General features: G+C 54.7%; 14 protein-coding genes. 8 read left to right on the plus strand and 6 right to left on the minus strand.

The window, feature by feature from the left end; translation table 11 throughout:
- Positions 1–33: 33 nt before the first annotated feature.
- Entirely contained in the window at positions 34–1,317 is a 1,284-nt protein-coding gene (gene eno / locus FYC48_RS23940; protein ID WP_149499316.1) for a phosphopyruvate hydratase, read from the minus strand.
- A gap of 157 nt (positions 1,318–1,474) precedes the next feature.
- On the opposite strand from eno, the gene FYC48_RS23945 reads away from it, so the two are divergent.
- The 4 genes from FYC48_RS23945 (at position 1,475) to mog (ending at position 4,991) form a co-directional block, all read left to right on the plus strand.
- On the plus strand, positions 1,475–2,104 hold the full coding sequence (locus FYC48_RS23945) for a riboflavin synthase (RefSeq protein WP_149499317.1): 630 nt from the start codon (positions 1,475–1,477) through the stop codon (positions 2,102–2,104).
- Positions 2,105–2,109: 5 nt separating this feature from the next.
- Complete coding sequence (rsmA, locus tag FYC48_RS23950) at positions 2,110–3,015, plus strand: 16S rRNA (adenine(1518)-N(6)/adenine(1519)-N(6))-dimethyltransferase RsmA (RefSeq protein WP_235034396.1); 906 nt, start codon at positions 2,110–2,112, stop codon at positions 3,013–3,015.
- 96 nt (positions 3,016–3,111) lie between these two features.
- The gene (locus FYC48_RS23955) at positions 3,112–4,443 is read left to right on the plus strand and encodes a M24 family metallopeptidase (protein WP_235034397.1); all 1,332 of its coding nucleotides are present in this window, start codon (positions 3,112–3,114) and stop codon (positions 4,441–4,443) included.
- Positions 4,440–4,991: a molybdopterin adenylyltransferase gene (gene mog / locus FYC48_RS23960; RefSeq protein WP_149499318.1), complete on the plus strand. Its 552-nt coding sequence runs from the start codon at positions 4,440–4,442 to the stop codon at positions 4,989–4,991. The genes FYC48_RS23955 and mog overlap by 4 nt, the downstream gene beginning before the upstream one ends.
- Positions 4,992–5,058: 67 nt before the next feature.
- On the opposite strand, the gene FYC48_RS23965 is transcribed toward mog, so the two are convergent.
- Together FYC48_RS23965 and FYC48_RS23970 are read right to left on the minus strand one after the other, a co-directional pair.
- Positions 5,059–7,371 (minus strand): S9 family peptidase, encoded by a 2,313-nt coding sequence (locus FYC48_RS23965; protein ID WP_160149740.1) that lies wholly within the window; start codon positions 7,369–7,371, stop codon positions 5,059–5,061.
- Between the two features lie 194 nt (positions 7,372–7,565).
- A complete protein-coding gene (locus FYC48_RS23970) occupies positions 7,566–8,285 on the minus strand; it encodes a DUF2293 domain-containing protein (RefSeq protein WP_149499320.1) in 720 nt (239 codons plus the stop codon).
- A 42-nt stretch (positions 8,286–8,327) separates the two neighbouring features.
- Between FYC48_RS23970 and FYC48_RS23975 the strand changes: the two genes are divergently transcribed.
- The 3 genes from FYC48_RS23975 to FYC48_RS23985 all read left to right on the plus strand — a co-directional run bounded on the left by FYC48_RS23975 (position 8,328) and on the right by FYC48_RS23985 (position 12,397).
- Positions 8,328–10,163 (plus strand): tetratricopeptide repeat protein, encoded by a 1,836-nt coding sequence (locus FYC48_RS23975; RefSeq protein ID WP_149499321.1) that lies wholly within the window; start codon positions 8,328–8,330, stop codon positions 10,161–10,163.
- Between the two features lie 536 nt (positions 10,164–10,699).
- Positions 10,700–11,629 carry a GTP cyclohydrolase FolE2 gene (gene folE2, locus FYC48_RS23980; protein ID WP_200836691.1) on the plus strand — a complete coding sequence of 310 codons (930 nt, stop codon included), beginning with the start codon at positions 10,700–10,702 and terminating at the stop codon, positions 11,627–11,629.
- A 12-nt stretch (positions 11,630–11,641) separates the two neighbouring features.
- On the plus strand, positions 11,642–12,397 hold the full coding sequence (locus tag FYC48_RS23985) for a hypothetical protein (protein ID WP_235034398.1): 756 nt from the start codon (positions 11,642–11,644) through the stop codon (positions 12,395–12,397).
- Positions 12,398–12,481: 84 nt separating this feature from the next.
- On the opposite strand, the gene hmpA is transcribed toward FYC48_RS23985, so the two are convergent.
- The gene (gene hmpA, locus FYC48_RS23990) at positions 12,482–13,711 is read right to left on the minus strand and encodes an NO-inducible flavohemoprotein (RefSeq protein ID WP_149499323.1); all 1,230 of its coding nucleotides are present in this window, start codon (positions 13,709–13,711) and stop codon (positions 12,482–12,484) included.
- Positions 13,712–13,895: 184 nt separating this feature from the next.
- Between hmpA and FYC48_RS23995 the strand changes: the two genes are divergently transcribed.
- Positions 13,896–14,324, plus strand: coding sequence for an RrF2 family transcriptional regulator (locus tag FYC48_RS23995; RefSeq protein WP_149499324.1), 429 nt, complete (start codon positions 13,896–13,898; stop codon positions 14,322–14,324).
- Positions 14,325–14,419: 95 nt separating this feature from the next.
- Here FYC48_RS23995 and FYC48_RS24000 read toward each other — a convergent pair whose 3' ends face one another.
- Both FYC48_RS24000 and FYC48_RS24005 read right to left on the minus strand, forming a co-directional pair.
- Positions 14,420–16,129 (minus strand): Kelch repeat-containing protein, encoded by a 1,710-nt coding sequence (locus tag FYC48_RS24000; RefSeq protein ID WP_149499325.1) that lies wholly within the window; start codon positions 16,127–16,129, stop codon positions 14,420–14,422.
- A 339-nt stretch (positions 16,130–16,468) separates the two neighbouring features.
- A complete protein-coding gene (locus tag FYC48_RS24005; RefSeq protein ID WP_149499326.1) occupies positions 16,469–16,729 on the minus strand; it encodes a hypothetical protein in 261 nt (86 codons plus the stop codon).
- Positions 16,730–16,801: the final 72 nt, after the last annotated feature.

Here is a 16,801-nt window from a genome sequence, read left to right on the forward strand (position 1 = left end):
AGAAGCGTTTGCTTACGCCTGCCGGCACGTTGATTACTTCAGCTTTGCGGCGAAGTGGGGGCCGCCGTACAGTGCGGCTTCACCTAGCATCTCTTCGATGCGAAGCAGTTGATTGTACTTGGCCATTCGGTCGCTTCGGCTCGCCGAACCGGTTTTGATTTGGCCGGTGCAAAGTGCGACTGCCAAGTCGGCGATCGTGCTGTCCTCGGTTTCACCACTTCGGTGGCTGGTGACGGCGGTGTAACCATGGCGAGCGGCCAATTGGATCGCATCGATCGTTTCGGTCAGTGAACCGATTTGGTTCACCTTGATCAGGATGCTATTGCCGATCCCTTCGTCGATGCCCTTTTGCAGTCGGTTGACGTTGGTCACGAACAAGTCATCGCCGACGAGTTGAACTTTGTCGCCAACGCGCTCGGTCAGTTTCTTCCAAGTGTCCCAATCGTCTTCGTCGCAGCCGTCTTCGATGCTGCAGATTGGGTATTTGTCACACCAGTCGGCCAAGAAGTCGACCATCTCGTCCCCCGACAACTCCTTGCCGTCGATGGCGTACTTCTTTTTGTCGCGGTCGTAAAACTCGGTCGAAGCGGCATCGAGTGCGATCCAGACCTGTTCGCCGGCCTTGTAGCCTGCTTGGTCAATCGCTTGCATGATGACGTCGAGAGCTTCCTGGTTGCTTTTCAGGTCGGGTGCGAATCCGCCTTCGTCACCGACGGCGGTGTTGTAGCCCTTGCCGCTGAGAACTTTTTTCAAGTTGTGGAAGATTTCGGTACCGCAGCGAAGTGCGTCGCTGAAGCGTTCGAAACCGAGGGGCATGACCATGAATTCTTGGATGTCGACGGAGTTGTCGGCATGTTCGCCACCGTTGATGATGTTCATCATCGGCGCGGGCAGCAAGCGTGCCCCGACGCCACCGAGGTAGCGGAACAAGGGCTGACCGGTGGAAGCGGCGGCGGCATGGGCGGTGGCCAAGGAAACGCCCAAGATCGCGTTGGCGCCGAGGTTGCTCTTGTTGTCCGTTCCGTCCAACTTGATCATCGCCGCGTCAATCTCGGCTTGATCGAGTGCGTCCATGCCCTGGAGTTCGCTGGCGATCTTTTCGTTGACGTTGTTGACAGCAGTGGTGACGCCTTTTCCCATGAAAACGGACTTGTCACCGTCACGCAGTTCCCACGCTTCGTGGGCCCCGGTGCTGGCACCGCTGGGGACTGCCGCACGACCGTGAGCACCGTCCTCCAACAGGACCTCGCATTCGATCGTGGGGTTTCCGCGGCTGTCGAGAATCTGGCGTGCGTGGATCGCTTGGATCAGGGACATCGGAATTCCTCTTGCAAAATGTTCGGTTGGGGGTGTGTTAAAGGAGGTTTGCCTAAAGCCATCGCTTGTCGGTTCGGGCGGCATTCTGTCCAATGCAGGCTGAGGTGACTACCCGCCGACCGCTTTTGCGACAATTTACGCCATTGGTTTGTCCACAATGTTTACTGGTCTCGTCGAAACGATGGGCTCGATCGTCGAATTGATCGACGATCCGCCTGGAAAACGACTTCGAGTTGATTCGGAACTGATCGCCGCGGACGCGAGTTTAGGCGACAGTATTTGCATCAACGGATGCTGCCTGACGGTCGTCGCGATCGACGGCACCGTGTTGGATTTCGAAGCCGGCGAGGAAACACTCTCACGGACGAATCTGGGGCAACTAGGCGCCGGTGGTAACGTAAATTTGGAACGTTCGCTCGCCGTCGGGGCTCGAATGGGTGGCCATTACGTCAGCGGCCACGTCGATACGCTCGGTGAATTGATCGAAAGGGTCGAAGATCCCCCGTGGGCGACCCTTCGATTTCGACTCCCTACCAAGTACGCTTCGCAGGTCGCCGCGAAAGGCAGCATCGCGATCGACGGGATCAGCCTGACGGTGGTCGATGCGGATCAGTCAAGTTTTTCGGTCGCGCTGATTCCTCACACGTTGGCCGTGACCACACTCGGGCAACGCAAAGTTGGCGACCAAGTGAACTTGGAAACCGATCTTCTGGCAAAATATGTCCAGCGTTCGCTCGGACTGCTGGACGACGATCAACTTCAAACATTGAAAGAAACAGGGCAGTAAACGTTTTGAATCAGCCACGTCAGACAGCCACCTACCTTTCCAAACGACTCACCGCCGCCGGTCTGCGCCCGGTTTCCAAGTACGGGCAAAACTTTCTGATTGACCTTAACCTGGTCAACTTGATCGCCGATTCGGCCGAACTCCGCGCCAACGATGTGGTCTTGGAGGTCGGCACCGGCGTCGGATCATTGACGAGCCAAATCGCCGACAAGGCGGGGGCGGTCTTGTCAGTCGAAATCGACCAGAACCTTCATCAGTTGGCCAGCGAAGAACTCGCCGGACGGCCCAACGTTAAACTGATTCAGGGCGATGCGCTTCGCAATAAAAATTCGTTGCGAGATGATTTGATGGAGTTGATCGGTGAAGCGATGCAGCGAATCGGTGACGAAGCTCGGTTTCTGCTGGTCGCCAATCTACCTTACAATGTGGCAACGCCGATCATTTCGAATCTGCTTCACCAAACCCCACCGCCGGATTCAATGGTGGTCACGATTCAAAAGGAATTAGCCGATCGAATTTGCGCGGTGCCTTCGACGAAGGACTACAGTGCACTGAGCATTTGGATTCAATCGGTGTGTGATGCTCAAATCGTTCGTGTCCTGGGACCGAAAGTGTTTTGGCCGCGACCGAAAGTTGACTCCGCCGTCTTGAAGATGGACCTTAACCAAAGCAAGCGAGACTCGATTCCCGACTTGAGATACTTTCACGAAACGGTCCGCGCCCTGTTCTTCCATCGTCGAAAGTTTCTTCGAAGTAACGTGGTCAGTGCGATGAAAGGGCGGCTGGAGAAAGCCCAGGTCGACGAGGTGTTGCATCAATTGGGACACGACGAAGACTCGCGAGCGGAACAGTTGTCGGTTGATGAAATTAAGACGTTGGTCGAAAGTCTGCGGATCGCCGAAGGCAAGTAACGGAGCTTGCTCGCCGACTATCGCGGCGTCTTCACCAAATATTCGAGTACGACTAATCAGCCGACGGACGCCTGCCCCGGTTGTTGCATCGATACCGTGGCTAACGCTAAACGGCTAACCCTGATTTCAGAGTTTGACAAAGCACCGATAGGTGACGGCGACATTGGTAATCGCGTTTGCTTGCGCTGTGAAGCATTGAGGTATCACTCACCTCATGCGACCGATTCCAAACTCAGGAATCCAATTTACGACACACTCATTCACTCCAAGATCAAAACCGAGAACGTCAACGTGGTTGAAAACGCCAAGCTGTTTGCCGGAATTGCTGATAAGAATCCGACTCTTTTTCGTCGCCTTCGTGTCGCCCTCGGAGACCCCGCCGCTTACGTCGAATCGGCACAGGGAAGTACGGCGATCGTACGTGATCTTGAAATGGATCGCGTCCGGCAGAAAAGTGAAGCCGACCGGGTCTGCTGTCCCGCGGACTTTGCCCCGGCTGCCGGACTGGACGCCGATCGGGAAACCGCAACTGCACAAGCGTTGGCCGAATTCTGTATTCGTGAAAATCTAAAATCAGTTACGGTCGATCGGACGTTCCCCTACATCTTTGCGTGGCATCTTCAGCAAGCGGGAGTCGATACGAAGTACGACCAAGATCTTGGCGTGATCGATCGTCGGCAAAAGAGTGAGCAGGAACTTGAGTTCCTCGCCAAAGCACAACAGGTGACCGAAGAGGTCATGAAAATCCTTTGCGAAACGATCGCCAACGCGGGCGTCGCCGCCGACGGAACGCTGGTTTGGCAAGGGGAAACGTTGACGAGCGAGCGGGTTAAAGCTTTCGCGGCGACCGAGTTCATGAATCGCGAATTTTCGATGTCCCATGGTGCGATCGTCGCTACGGCACCACACGTCGCCGACTGCCACCATTCCGGCGAAGGGCCGTTGAAAACGGAAGTTCCGGTGATCGTCGACCTGTTCCCGATGGACAATGCCACACGCTACTGGGGCGATTGCACACGAACAGTCGTCAACGGCCCGCCCACCGACACCGTCAAAAAAATGCACCAAGCCGTTGTCGACGCGAAATCAGCTTCGGCCGCGATGCTGAAACCGGGCAGCACCGGCGATGCGGTTCATAGAGCTTCCGACGAAGCTCTGATGGCAGCCGGCTATGCGCCTTCGCGGGGAACGCTGACCGATACCCCGTCCATGCAACATGGAACCGGCCACGGCATCGGGTTGGACGTTCACGAGCCGATCTTGTTGGACTTTGGTGGCGGCGAAATTCTGGTCAACGAAGTCTTTACGATCGAGCCGGGACTGTATGGAAAAAGCGTTGGCGGCGTCCGAGTCGAAGACATGCTGGTAGTCCGCGATGGCGGTGCCGAGAGCCTCAACAAACTTCACGAAGGATTGGATTGGGCATGAGCAGAAGCGACGCAGCCAAAATTGGAATTGTCACCGTCAGCGATCGAGCTAGCCGGGGTGAATACGAAGACTTGGGCGGACCCGCGATCGCGAGTTATTTGAACGAAGTTCTTACGTCTGCATTTGAAGAGATCGCCTGTGTGATCCCCGATGATCGCCGTTTGATCGAAGAAACGTTTCGCGAGCTTTGCGTTAAAGAAGGTTGCTGTTTGGTAGTCACCACCGGTGGGACGGGGCCGTCCGCCCGTGACGTCACCCCGGAAGCAACAGAGGCGGTATGCGATCGATTAATGCCAGGGTTCGGCGAATTGATGCGTAAAGTTTCGCTCGAAAAAGTACCGACGGCAATTCTTTCGCGACAAACCGCCGGCTTGCTTGGAAACAGTTTAATTGTCAACCTGCCAGGCAAACCGAAAGCGATCGCCGAGTGTTTGGACGCCGTCTTTCCCGCGATCCCTTACTGCATTGACTTGATGGACGGCCCGCGGCTCGAAACAGATCCTAAGCGGATCGAAGCCTTTCGCCCCAAGAAGAAATCATCGATTTGAAAGGGCTATCGCCCTGCGGCTGATGGGGCGTCTTGTGAACCTCGGGCTATCGCTCGAAGCCTTGCCGTCATCGATGATCGTCTGCCGCCGCGTCCACCGGAAGATGCTCTTTTAGGTAGTCGGTCACCATCGTCATTAAGTGGCGACGAGTGTTTTTGCCCTCGCTGATCGAATGCGAACGCCCGGGATAGACGAACAAGTCAAACTGTTTATTGTGTTTGACTAACTCGTTGATCAGTAACTCGCTCGCTTGAAAGTGAACGTTGTCATCGGCTGTGCCGTGGACCAATAGCAAGTTGCCTTGAAAGTCTTTGACAAAGTTAATTGCCGAACCGGCTCGATAGCCTTCGACATTGTCGGTCGGTAAGCCCATGTAACGTTCTTCGTAAATGGTGTCGTAGTACGCCAAGTTGGCGACCGGAGCGACTGAGATACCTGTCCGAAAGGTGTCTGAATGGCGAAAAAGGGCGTGCAGCGTCGATGTGCCACCGCCGCTCCATCCCCAAATGCCCACGTTGCTGGGATCAATGGTCGGACGCTGTTCGATCAGTTTCTTGACCGCGGCCGCTTGGTCGTTCGGACCAAGTGTCCCGACTTGTCGATAAACGGACTTGCGAAACTCGCGACCGCGTGGGGCCTTGGTTCCTCGATTGTCGATACTGGCGACCATGTAGCCCTGCTGGGCGAGCAGACGGTGCCAGAGCGCAGTTTTTCCGCCCCAACGATTAACAACGGTTGAACCAGCCGGTTCTCCGTAGACATGAACGAGCAGCGGATGAGATTGATCCGAGCTGGCCGGAACTGGCGGTAAAACCCAAGCATCAAGCTTCGTTTCGCCGATGTCAATTTGTACGAATTCGAATGGTTTGGTTTCAAGTTGCTTGACGACTTCGGCAAGCTTTTCGTTTGATTCGAGGGTTTCGACGACCGCATGATCGGGAAGCGTGATCAGATTGGTAACCGTCGGTTGCTCGGTTGAGCTATGGCGATGAAAAGCGAATTTCCCATCCGGCGAGATTTCATAAGCGTGGGTGCCATCGAGATTGTCCGGTGTGATGCGCTGGGTTTGTTTATCGCCAAAGGAATATCGGTACAGAAAACGATTCTGTGCGGCATCGGGTGAAGCGATGAAATACAGGCAATCGCCGGAGGATTGATCGACCGCAACGAGTTCGATCACATCGTAGGATCCGGGCGTCAGCAGCGTTCGCGTTTTCGTACTCACGTCAACTCGGTACAGATGTCGCCACTGGTCACTTTCAGCTAGATATAAAAACGTTTTGCCATCGTCCGAGAAGACCAGTTCGTCTTGCAAATCGATCCAAGCGTCATCGAAGTTCTCAAGAACAACCGTTCGTGTTCCTTGTTTATAGTCCTCGATCGCGATGACTTCGTGGTTTTGCAGACGATTCATCCGACGCGAGATCAACTGTCCCGTGCCTTCGATCCACTGCACGCGTGGCAGATAATCGGTCGGAATCGTGTCCTCCTTTGGTTCGACCTTCCAGATGTAGAACGGATCCAATTGGGCGACATGCAACTTGACGATTGAATTCGGGGTCCCCGCTTTGGCATAGGGGAATTGCTTCACCGCCGGATACAACGAATCGGTGTTATTGATCAGAGAAAATTCCTTGACCGGACTTGTATCAAAGGTCAGGTACGCGACCGATTTTCCATCGGGGCTCCACCAAAACGCATCACGTAGTTTGAACTCTTCTTCGTAAACCCAGTCACTCATCCCCGCGAGTAACTTGTCTCGACCCTTGGCGATCTGAAGCATCACTTGGGTAAGCAGGTTTTGCACATACAGTGAACCCTTGTAGACAAACGCGACAGAGTTTCCGTCGGGAGAAAACTTGGCGTACATCAGCATCGATGGATCGAGGTCAGCGGCGATTTTTGTCAATTGACGCGTGCCTCGATCGAGCACCCAGTAGTCCCCACGCGTTTTCGCCCGCCAAACTCTGACCGAATTCGTGTAGATCAATACGCGAGCCAAGTCATTCGAGAACACATAGTCGTCGATCGACAATGGTTTTGTCGCCCCCGGAGGTGTCAAGTCGTCTGCGGATGCCATCACGGTTCGACGCTTTGGACTTACGTCGTATTTGATGATCGACGATGATTCGACGCGAGTGTAGCTCGGGGCTTCATCGCCCGTTTGTGACAACCATCGACCGTTAAACGAGCGTTCATTAAATTCCGAGGATTGATAAATCCGGTCGAGTGTCAACAACGTGAGCGAAGTCGTCTCGTTCGCCGAATCAGTGTTCGATGGTTGCGCATACGCTGGAACACAGAGATGGTCGATGAAAGCGATCGAATAAGCGACTGAAACGAATAGGGCAAGCATCCCCGGCAAACATCTCTCGGTCATGCGAATCTCTAAGGTAGGCGAAATCAATTCGATTGCTTCATCATAGCCAACCAAATTTCGTCCAATGCCATGACCGACCAAGCTAACCACTTTTCTCTGGACAGCGGTCGGGCAAGCGACCATGCGAGCCAACGGCGTTGAACGTAGATCCCACGTTGAAGATCTCACGTTAAACTGAATTTCGCATGGGGGGCTTAGAGTGTTTCGGCATCACCCGTAGGATCTTCAAGGGCACGAGCGAGGGGGCATGAATCGCGATCGATGTCGCCGCCTTGGCGATATTGGTTCAACAGCTTACGGGATCGCTCGGCCAACATTCGCCGCACTTCACGTCGTTTCCCTTTCACGCGGGGGATGACCATATCGTCATAGGCCGTCGTTTGGTGACGCATCCAAGCGATCACCGCGGATTCTGCTCTTCGCTCGATCGGAATTCGTTGCGTTCTGGCGACGGTGCCGCTTCCGACCGGAGTTGCGTGCGTGGTGACACGCTGGGCCAGATCTTTGGCGAGCGACGCGTAGCGAGCCGCAAAGTTCAGGAATTCGATCACTGCGGTTTCAAAGTCTTCGACGTAAACTTGCTGCTTCTTCTCCCGCCGCTCGGCGTCACGGACGCGGCGTTTCGCGTACGCTTCTGTCGATCGCTCTTGTTCGAGTTTTTCGCTGGCAGCTTCGATCTGTGCTTGGTTTGCCCATACGCCTTTGGAAAATACCCGCCGCCCGCGTCGCTCCTTGACCGTCCAGGTCGGACCGGCGGCCTTGACCCGCCTGGTTAGTCCCGCATCGCCGGGCGGAAGCAACGCCCAGTCATCCGGCACCTGCATGACGTTTCCGTCCGCGTCGATGACTTGATTTGGGGAGGGGCCGGGGGAGACAATCAAGGCGTCTGTTGATTGCGAGCGTTTCTTTGCCATCACAGAATGTGTCGAAAAAAGTCATAAGAGAGTTGGCGTTCATTGCAGAAATCCATACCACCACCGCGGCAGAATCGCCAGCCCCATCGCCTCAGCAAAACGAAGCGGATTGCGTTTTCACTCATCGTTTGCCTGACCCTGCTCGGGACGGGGGAGTTGCTACTGCGATTGACCTGGACGCCTCCGGCCCCCACGGATCCGTTCGTCGGTTTTTCGGCGGCTGTGCCATTGCTGGTCGAGTCAGACTCGGCAGCAACGGCGACCGGCAAGCCGGTGATTGAGATCAATTCGGCGAAATGGACATGGTTCAACCCGCAATCCTTCGAGGCGGTCAAACCCGAGGGGACCTACCGGATCGTCTGTCTGGGCGGTTCGACCACCTATGGTCGCCCCTTTGATGATTCGACCTCATTTTGCGGCTGGCTGAGAGAACTGCTACCGGCGGTCGACGATTCAAAACACTGGCAGGTTATCAATGCCGGCGGGATAAGCTACGCGAGCTATCGCATTGCCGAAGTCATGCGGCAATTCGCGGCGTATGAGGTTGATCTATTCATCCTTTACACCGGACAAAATGAGTTTTTGGAATGGAGAACCTACGGCGATACGCTTCGCAATCCGGGGCTAGTTTCCGAACTGCAAATGGTTGCCGAAAAAAGTCGGCTCGGCCAATTCACTAAGCATTTGGTTGATCGGTCACGATCCGAGCCGTTGGATGAGAGTCATCAGCTTTCCGCCGACGTTGACGAGATGCTTAACCACACCGTCGGGCCTTCCAGTTACCAACGTGACGACAAGTGGCAGCAGGACGTGTTGGAGCACTTCCGCTTCAACTTAAATCGCATGCGACAACTGTCGCGACGCGCCGGTGCGGAGTTGGCTGTTGTTACGCCGGTCAGCAACCTTCGCGAGTGTGAACCATTCAAATCAGAGTTCAGTCGATCGGTGTCCGAAGACGACTCCGATCGTCTTCGTCAAGGGATCGCTACCGCAAAAGATCTGCTCGCCGTTGAAGCGACTGCCGATGCCGTACAAATTTTAAAACATATCGTTGAAGTCGATCCACGTCACGCACACGCGCAATATTGGCTCGGACGCGCGTACTTTGCAGAGGGGCAAACCGAATTGGCTGAAGCTTGCTTCCTGCGTGCGATCGATGAAGATATCTGTCCGTTGCGGGCGACCACCGACGTCATTCAATCGATTCGCCGTTTTGTCAATCAAGCAAACGTCATCGACATTGACTATCGATCGGTCGCCGTCAATCAATCTGAGGTCAACGCCGGGCATCGTTGTTTAGGTAGCGAGTGGTTTCTCGATCACGTGCATCCGACCATTGATGGCCACGGAGAACTTGCTCGATTAATCATTGATCGTTTGTACGATCATGGGATCGTCGCCGGCTCTGTCGATGATGAAATCTTCGATCAAACCGCATCGGTGATTCACAGTCGTGTCGGGCGTCACGAGCAAGGCATCGCCTTTCGCAACTTGGCAAAGTTGACGCACTGGGCGGGCAAATTTGATGACGCGCAGCGGCACGCACTCGATGCCCTTCGATTGATCGACGGAGACGTGGAAAGTCGCTACGTCTTGGCGGACTGTTTGGCAAAGGAGGGGCAATTGGACGCGGCCGTCGAAATGTTCGAGCAACTTTTTCGTTCCGGCGGCTTTCCGCGAGCGGCACTTCCGTACGGTGAACTGTTGGCTGCCCAAGGGAGGTACGACGAGGCAAAAGCATTTCTGTTAGAAGCGGCTTTGGTCGGTGAGGGGGCCCGTCAGAAAGCGGCCTTAAACTCCCTCGGATGGGTGCACGAACAATTAGGCGAGCAAGAGTTGGCGGAGGAGTGTTTTGCCGAGGCTGCCAAGATCCGTTAGTGTTTCGTCAATCTCCGAAATTTGGATCAGCCGACTGGCGTTTGCCACGGTTCCGGCGCAGTATTCGGTGCGAACGCCCATCGGCTGCTGCGGCTAACGTTCGCGAGGACAATATTGGTCGGTTGGGGCATGAGATCGGATCGATTTCAGGATCCCGATGACGACAGGCATTTAAATGCGTGTACCACAATGTCAGGGCGATCTTTGGCTGAAGTTTTCCTCCCCATTGTGAAGGGGTTGCCGGCGTGTCAAACTAATGTGATTGTCACGGACGCGGTTTCGTGATTATTTCGATCGGTTGGTGATCGATGAATTCACCTCCGCTTCTAAAGGGCTCGCCCGCGGCTGCCGCCTTTGAGAAGCTTTACTGTTGAAGAGCCGTTGTATTTGATCCGTGTCGAGCGTCAGCGAGAGGGCAATCACGCTGTTTCTTGCGATGCCGCTGCTGCACCGGATGTGTTGGCGACGCCAGACCAGCTTCGCACCCGAAGACGGTTGTAACTTCATCGCGTCCGAAGACGTCATCGAAGTTGCGCGTGATCCGTTTGTACGGTGGAATCTTGGAGTCCGCGACGCGTCAGGCAACGGCACGTCGACGGCGTTACGACAATGAAGTCCCGACGAACGAGATCCGTGAAATCATGACCAATCCTTCGATCACCAATACTCCCCTTCCCGACATCCAATCAACCGGTGACCGACGTCAGGTCGCGATCAACAAAGTCGGCGTGACGAATGTCCGCTATCCGATTTCGTTGCGCACACCGGGGTCCGGCAAAGGCAATGAGTTCTTGCACACCGTTGCAACGATCAACATGTTTGTGTCGCTGCCCCATGATGTTAAAGGCACGCACATGTCGCGTTTCTTGGAAGTTCTCAATGAATTTCACGAGGAACTTTGCAGCGACACGCTTTCACTCGTCACCAATCGAATGAAAGAAAAGCTCGGTTCTGACGACGCCTATTTGGAACTTTCGTTTCCATACTTTGTCAACAAAAAAGCGCCTGTGACGGGCCAGACCGGAAAGCTTGATTTCGATGTCGCGTTCGAATTGGCGAGCAACGGCAGTGATGATTTCGTGATGACTTTAAAAGTACCCGCGACAAGCTTGTGTCCATGTTCGAAAGAAATTTCAGAATATGGCGCCCACAATCAACGTTGTGATATGACTGTCAAAGTACGGATGGCTGACGGCGTGCATCTTTGGATCGAAGAACTGTTTTCGATGATCGAACAATGTGCGTCGACTCAGGTTTTCAGTGTTTTGAAGCGTCCGGACGAAAAGTGGGTGACCGAAAAAGCGTACGAGAATCCAAAGTTCGTCGAAGACATCGTTCGCGACTTGGCCGTGGTGCTCAACAACGATGACCGAATCGTTTGGTACCAGTGCAGTAGCGAAAATTATGAATCGATTCACAACCATAATGCGTTCGCGTTCATCGAGCGTGACAAGCGCGAGCAGTAGCGAAACCTGACGGTGTACTCAGACTTGCATCTTCGCGAAGACGCGATCATCAAAACGGTGGTCGCACTCGATCGACGAATCGAAGATCGGTTCGCAGGCCGAGGCATCTCGAAACTTTGTAACCAACTCCGTGACGTCGCGCAACAGTCCGCCAAGACAGCCGCCGGCATCAACGAATCGGTCGGGTGGATTCGCTTCGTCGGTTACGCAACTGCGGTCGCCGTTGTATTGGTGGTCGCCATCATGATTTGGTCGGTGACCCATTCGGTTCGGTTTAAAGACGAATCGATCGGATGGCCCGATTTGCTTGGCATGCTCGATGCCGGAACCAATGCGCTTTTGGTGTTTGCCGCGACGGTCTATTTTCTGCTCAGTTTGGAAGTGCGGATCAAGCGGCGGCGAGCGATCAGAGCACTTCATCAACTACGGGCTTTAGCGCATGTGATTGACATGCACCAATTGACCAAAGACCCCGAACGAACGCTCGTCGATTATCAGCACGCGGCGCACTCGCCGGCCGAGAAGATGACCTCGTTTGAGCTCAATCGATACCTCGATTACTGCAGCGAAATGTTGTCACTGATTGGCAAGATTGCAGCCTTGTATGTTCAACGGTTCGACGATCCTGTGGCCGTCGCCGCTGTCGGTGAGATCGAACAGTTGACGACAGGGCTTTCGCGAAAAATTTGGCAGAAAATCATGCTGCTCAGCCAGTTCCCGGATGCGTCAGAAGACGTCCAAGCACCTCCAAAGGACGAGCAAGCGTGACACCTGCTTCCTTTTTTTCAACGGTTTGAAGATCGACGAACGACTTGTCGGCGATACAATCTTGCTCCTGCAAGCGGCGTTCAATTACGGGGCGACGACCGGCTGCTTAGGGCCAAAGAATTCGCAGTGCCGTCGTGATGCTTCGACGCCCAATTCCGTTAATGCCGATTCAACCGCGATCATGAATGGCTTAGGACCGCAGAAGTAATAGTCGGCTTCCAAGGCAGAAGTGTGTTGGGCGAGGTAAACCTTGTCGACCAATCCCACATCGTCGCACTTGCCGGAATCCACGTCGTCTGAGCAGGGTTCGTCAAAGATGATTCGTGTGGTGATCGAATCGGTGTCGTTACCGAGCGCGCGAAGTTCATCTCCCATTGCGTGAACGTTGCCGTTTTTTGCGGCTTGAATGAAAGTGATTGGTACGGAAGCGTTCGCCGCGACCAATGATTTCGCCATCGACAACAAAGGCGTCACGCCGATCCCGCCGGCGACGAAGACGATCGGCCGTGAAGGCGGTGCCGTTGGGTCGATCGTAAATTCCCCGCAGGGCGGCCCTAGGTCGATTCGGTCACCGGTTTCAAGATTGTCGTGAAGGTAAGTTGAAATCAGCCCATCAGGCGTGTCGGCCTGTGCCGCGGACTCGCGTTTAACACTGATGCGAAAGTAATCGTTTCCTGGGACATCCGACAAACTGTAGTTACGCGGTGACGTGGGCGTCTTCGGATGATCGATAAATACCGTGATGTATTGTCCGGGCAGATAGTTTGGAAGTGCGGCCCCATCCGCGGGTTTGAAGTAGAACGAAGTCACGAGGTCGCTTTCGCGAACTTTGCGATCAAGTAGAAAGGTGCGGCGTCCGTTCCAACCGCCGGGTTGAGATTCTAGGTGATCATAAATTTCGCCTTCTCGACCGATGCAAATGTCCGCTAACAATCCGTAAGCTTCTCCGACAGCGGCAAGGATGTCTTCTGTCGCGGCTTCGCCCATGACATCCTTAATCGCGTCGAGTAGATGCTTTCCAACGATCGGGTAGTGTTCCGGTTGAACGCCCAATGAGCAGTGCTTCTGGGCGATCAGTTCGACTTCGGGACCGAGTGCGGCGAGATTATCGATGTTGGCAAAGTACGCGCAAACGGCACCGGCAAGAGCGGCCGGCTGTTGGCCGCTTTGTTGGTGTGCTTGATTAAAGTACGCTTTGACTTCCGGGTTCCCGGCGAACATGCGTTGATAAAACTTGCACGTGATCGTGTCGGCATGCGCGGCGACAGCGGGGGTGATTTGCTTGATAATCTCAATGGTCTTTTCACTGAGCATAGGAACCTCAAAATCAAACGATTACCGTGGGACATCCCGGTCAGGTCCCGTGGGGAGGCTTCGCGACAACGATTGCCCCGCGACCCAGACCGGGCTAAACTCAAGACATGCACAGAAAGGTACACATTTCCAATCTGCACGTCAAGGTGCAGGTTTTGGAGGTGCGATTGAGAGGGTTTGATTGATGATTTCCAAGACGGCCGAATACGCTTTGCGCGCGATCGCATGCATGGGAGGACAGGTCGACTGTCCCCTGTCGGCTAATCTACTCGCCGAGCAGACACAGGTTCCGCGTCGGTATTTGACCCGCGTACTGCAAGACCTCTGCGCCGCGGGTTTGGTCCAGTCCCGTCCCGGGCCGGGCGGGGGCTATGAATTGGTCAAACCGCCCGAAGCGCTAACGATTCTCGACGTCATCAATACCGTCGATCCGATTGAACGAATCAAGCAGTGTCCGCTAGGGCTAAAGACACATACAGAACTGTGCCCGCTGCACGCGGAACTTGATAAGGCTTACGCGGCGACCGAGAAGGCATTTGCCAGCGTGACAATCAAAGAGTTGATCAACTCGACGAGCCCAATTATACCGCTTTGCGAAAGCATGAAATCCTAAGGTGGATTCGACGTGAAACGTGTGGCGACGGCTACCGCTAGAGAGCCGTCGCCAGTGCTGAAGGCGTTACTTAAGAATCTGATTCGAACACAGGCTTAGTTTACGCCAGCCACTTCAATCGTCTGGACTTCGGTGAACTTGCCGATTTCCATATTTGCACCCCCGATCATCAACATTTCTTTTTTCGAAACAGGGATCATGCGGTGAAAGAAGCGTGCCGGATCGGTTTTCGTCAGCGTTTCCCAGCTTTTGCCGTCGTTTGCAAGAACATGTAGCCCGCCGTCCATCGATGTCACAAAGAGATGGTCCGAGCATGCAAACGACGAACTGCCGAAGCCGGACATGCCACCGCCGGGAAGCGACGGGCCTTCGGTCCAAGTGTCGGCGTCGGTGTCGTAAACCGAGACCTCGGTCGTCGGTCCACGTTTCGACCGCATGCCGCCGACCGCATAAATCTTCCCATCGTATGCGGCGACGCTCAAGGCACGTCGTTGGAACGGAGGTTGTTTGAGAGCCTGCCAACCGGTTTCGGGATTTGAAAGGTCAAGTGAGTATGCGGTTTGATGCCACTGTTGGCCGTCTTCGGTACCGTCTAATTTCCAGCCTCCGATCACGTAAACCTTGTCGCCGAGAACGGCGGCGTCAAACGACGATCGAGGTTCCGGCAGTTCCGGCAGATCAGTCCACGCTTTCTTGGCGGGGTCATACTTGCTGACGCTGGTTTGAGAAACCAGTTGATGTTCCTCACCGGTTTCGTTCATTGCGGTGAAGCCGCCGATGCGAATGAGCGAATCGCCGTAGGGAACCAGTGCCAGGCCTTGCAACCGTGGGCCGCCTGGTAGTTCTTCCCAGCTGGCTTCCTTGGTGTTGAGGTCCAAGCACCACAGGCGATTCGATTGTTCATCAATTGAATAAGAGTGCGCGGCGCCCGTGTGGCCACCGTAGACGTAGATTTTTCCGTCTAGATAAGCCGCACCAAAACTGGTCAGTTCTTCGGGCAGATCGGGGTAGCCGGATGGCTTGACCGTGACTTTGATCGAAGATTCTTCTTCGGTCGGACGTTGTGGTTTGCGAACTGTTTGAGGCGCCGCATCAGTCCCTTCGAAGTAAAACGTGGAGGTGAGGTAATCGGCCGTGCTCACATATTTTTCGCCGTCGAGTTCACCTTCGACATTCTTTTTATTGACACCGACCACGACAGCATTCAGCCCGTTGGTCATGGATTTTGCTTCGAAGACAACCTTCCCCGATTCGTCGGTTTCCTTTGACGCTTTGATTTCTCCGTGTGCCCCATGCAACTTCACACCCGACGCTGCCAGTGGCTTGCCGTCGACCAGTACGGTGACTTCGACGACATCTTTGGTCGGGCTGCGGAGGACGGTCTGTAGCTTCGCGTCGGTTCGAATCTCGCTGGGCCATTGTGAAGAGTCTTGTTGGGGCAAGTGCTCGACGTGATAGGTGAGCTTCATTCCGTGATAGAGACCGTAAGTTGCGGTCGCGTAGTACTCGCCCTTACCGTCGGCCGCCGAACTGCTTTTCAAACCGACTAAGTCGTCGGTACCGACCATCGACATGTCCAACGGTTCCTTGGTGCCGCTTTGATAAACGTCGATGTTCTCCAGCCGCTCGGGCAAGTGGTAGGTGCGTTCCGCGGGCGACTCGCCGAACCAAAAAATCACGTCACCGGAAGGTGTTGATCCGAGCCAAGCCATGTGCGCATCAGCCGAGCGACCGGCCAGCAAAGCCGCCGCCACTGACAAAAACGCCAGAGCGACTGGTCGTCGAAGGCGAAAACGGACGTTCATCGTTATTCCGTAGGTAGAAGGTGTTTAAATCAAGAAGCTCGTGGGAATCGGCTCGACCACGCAGGGAAAAGACTGCGGTAATGAGAACCGTTCGCATTAAGCTAGCGTTGGGCAAATGGCTTGTCAATGACCGATCGGCCTGATCGGCCGGCTTCGTCGCTTGTCCTCCTTGGGGGCGTCAGACGGCATTTGCCATGGGATTCGCGGATCATTTGTTCGGGTTCGGCTCATCAGCCGACGGGCGTTCGCCCCGGTTATTGCACCGAAACAGTGGCTGGCGCCATGCGGTTAATCCGAAAATCGAATTGGAACGCATAGCTGGGATCGTTGTTTTGGATTTTACGAAGAGCGAGCTTGACGCTGGCGAGGAGGCATTTTCCAGAACGCCCAAACGCCCATCGCCGACCAAATCGAGAGCATCGGCGTCATCGTGCGATAGAACGTTTTCACTCCTTGTCGCCCTGCTTCGTTTTCGGGCATGTACCATTCCGCTACGGCGAGCGAGGCAACGCAGGCGATCACGATGCTAAGGCTGACACAGATGAATGTGATCGCTTGACGACGCGTTTGGAAGGGATTGGCACTTAGGGGCGAGTTCATACGTTGTGACACGAGTTGGCAGCTTGAGATACGCCTTGTGGTCAGACAGACCTATCAGCGGATTCGCTTGAA

Origin of the sequence: Roseiconus lacunae (assembly GCF_008312935.1) — a bacterium.
GTDB lineage: Bacteria > Planctomycetota > Planctomycetia > Pirellulales > Pirellulaceae > Stieleria > Stieleria lacunae.

What these genes read in the sequence shown, in the direction of transcription:
- FYC48_RS23945 (WP_149499317.1), top strand. Translation starts at nt 1,475, where the DNA reads ATGTTTACTGGTCTCGTCGAAACGATGGGCTCGATCGTCGAATTGATC.
- FYC48_RS23965 (WP_160149740.1), bottom strand. Translation starts at nt 7,371, where the DNA reads ATGACCGAGAGATGTTTGCCGGGGATGCTTGCCCTATTCGTTTCAGTC.
- eno (WP_149499316.1), bottom strand. Translation starts at nt 1,317, where the DNA reads ATGTCCCTGATCCAAGCGATCCACGCACGCCAGATTCTCGACAGCCGC.
- mog (WP_149499318.1), top strand. Translation starts at nt 4,440, where the DNA reads ATGAGCAGAAGCGACGCAGCCAAAATTGGAATTGTCACCGTCAGCGAT.
- FYC48_RS23970 (WP_149499320.1), bottom strand. Translation starts at nt 8,285, where the DNA reads ATGGCAAAGAAACGCTCGCAATCAACAGACGCCTTGATTGTCTCCCCC.
- hmpA (WP_149499323.1), bottom strand. Translation starts at nt 13,711, where the DNA reads ATGCTCAGTGAAAAGACCATTGAGATTATCAAGCAAATCACCCCCGCT.
- FYC48_RS24000 (WP_149499325.1), bottom strand. Translation starts at nt 16,129, where the DNA reads ATGAACGTCCGTTTTCGCCTTCGACGACCAGTCGCTCTGGCGTTTTTG.
- FYC48_RS24005 (WP_149499326.1), bottom strand. Translation starts at nt 16,729, where the DNA reads ATGAACTCGCCCCTAAGTGCCAATCCCTTCCAAACGCGTCGTCAAGCG.
- FYC48_RS23995 (WP_149499324.1), top strand. Translation starts at nt 13,896, where the DNA reads ATGATTTCCAAGACGGCCGAATACGCTTTGCGCGCGATCGCATGCATG.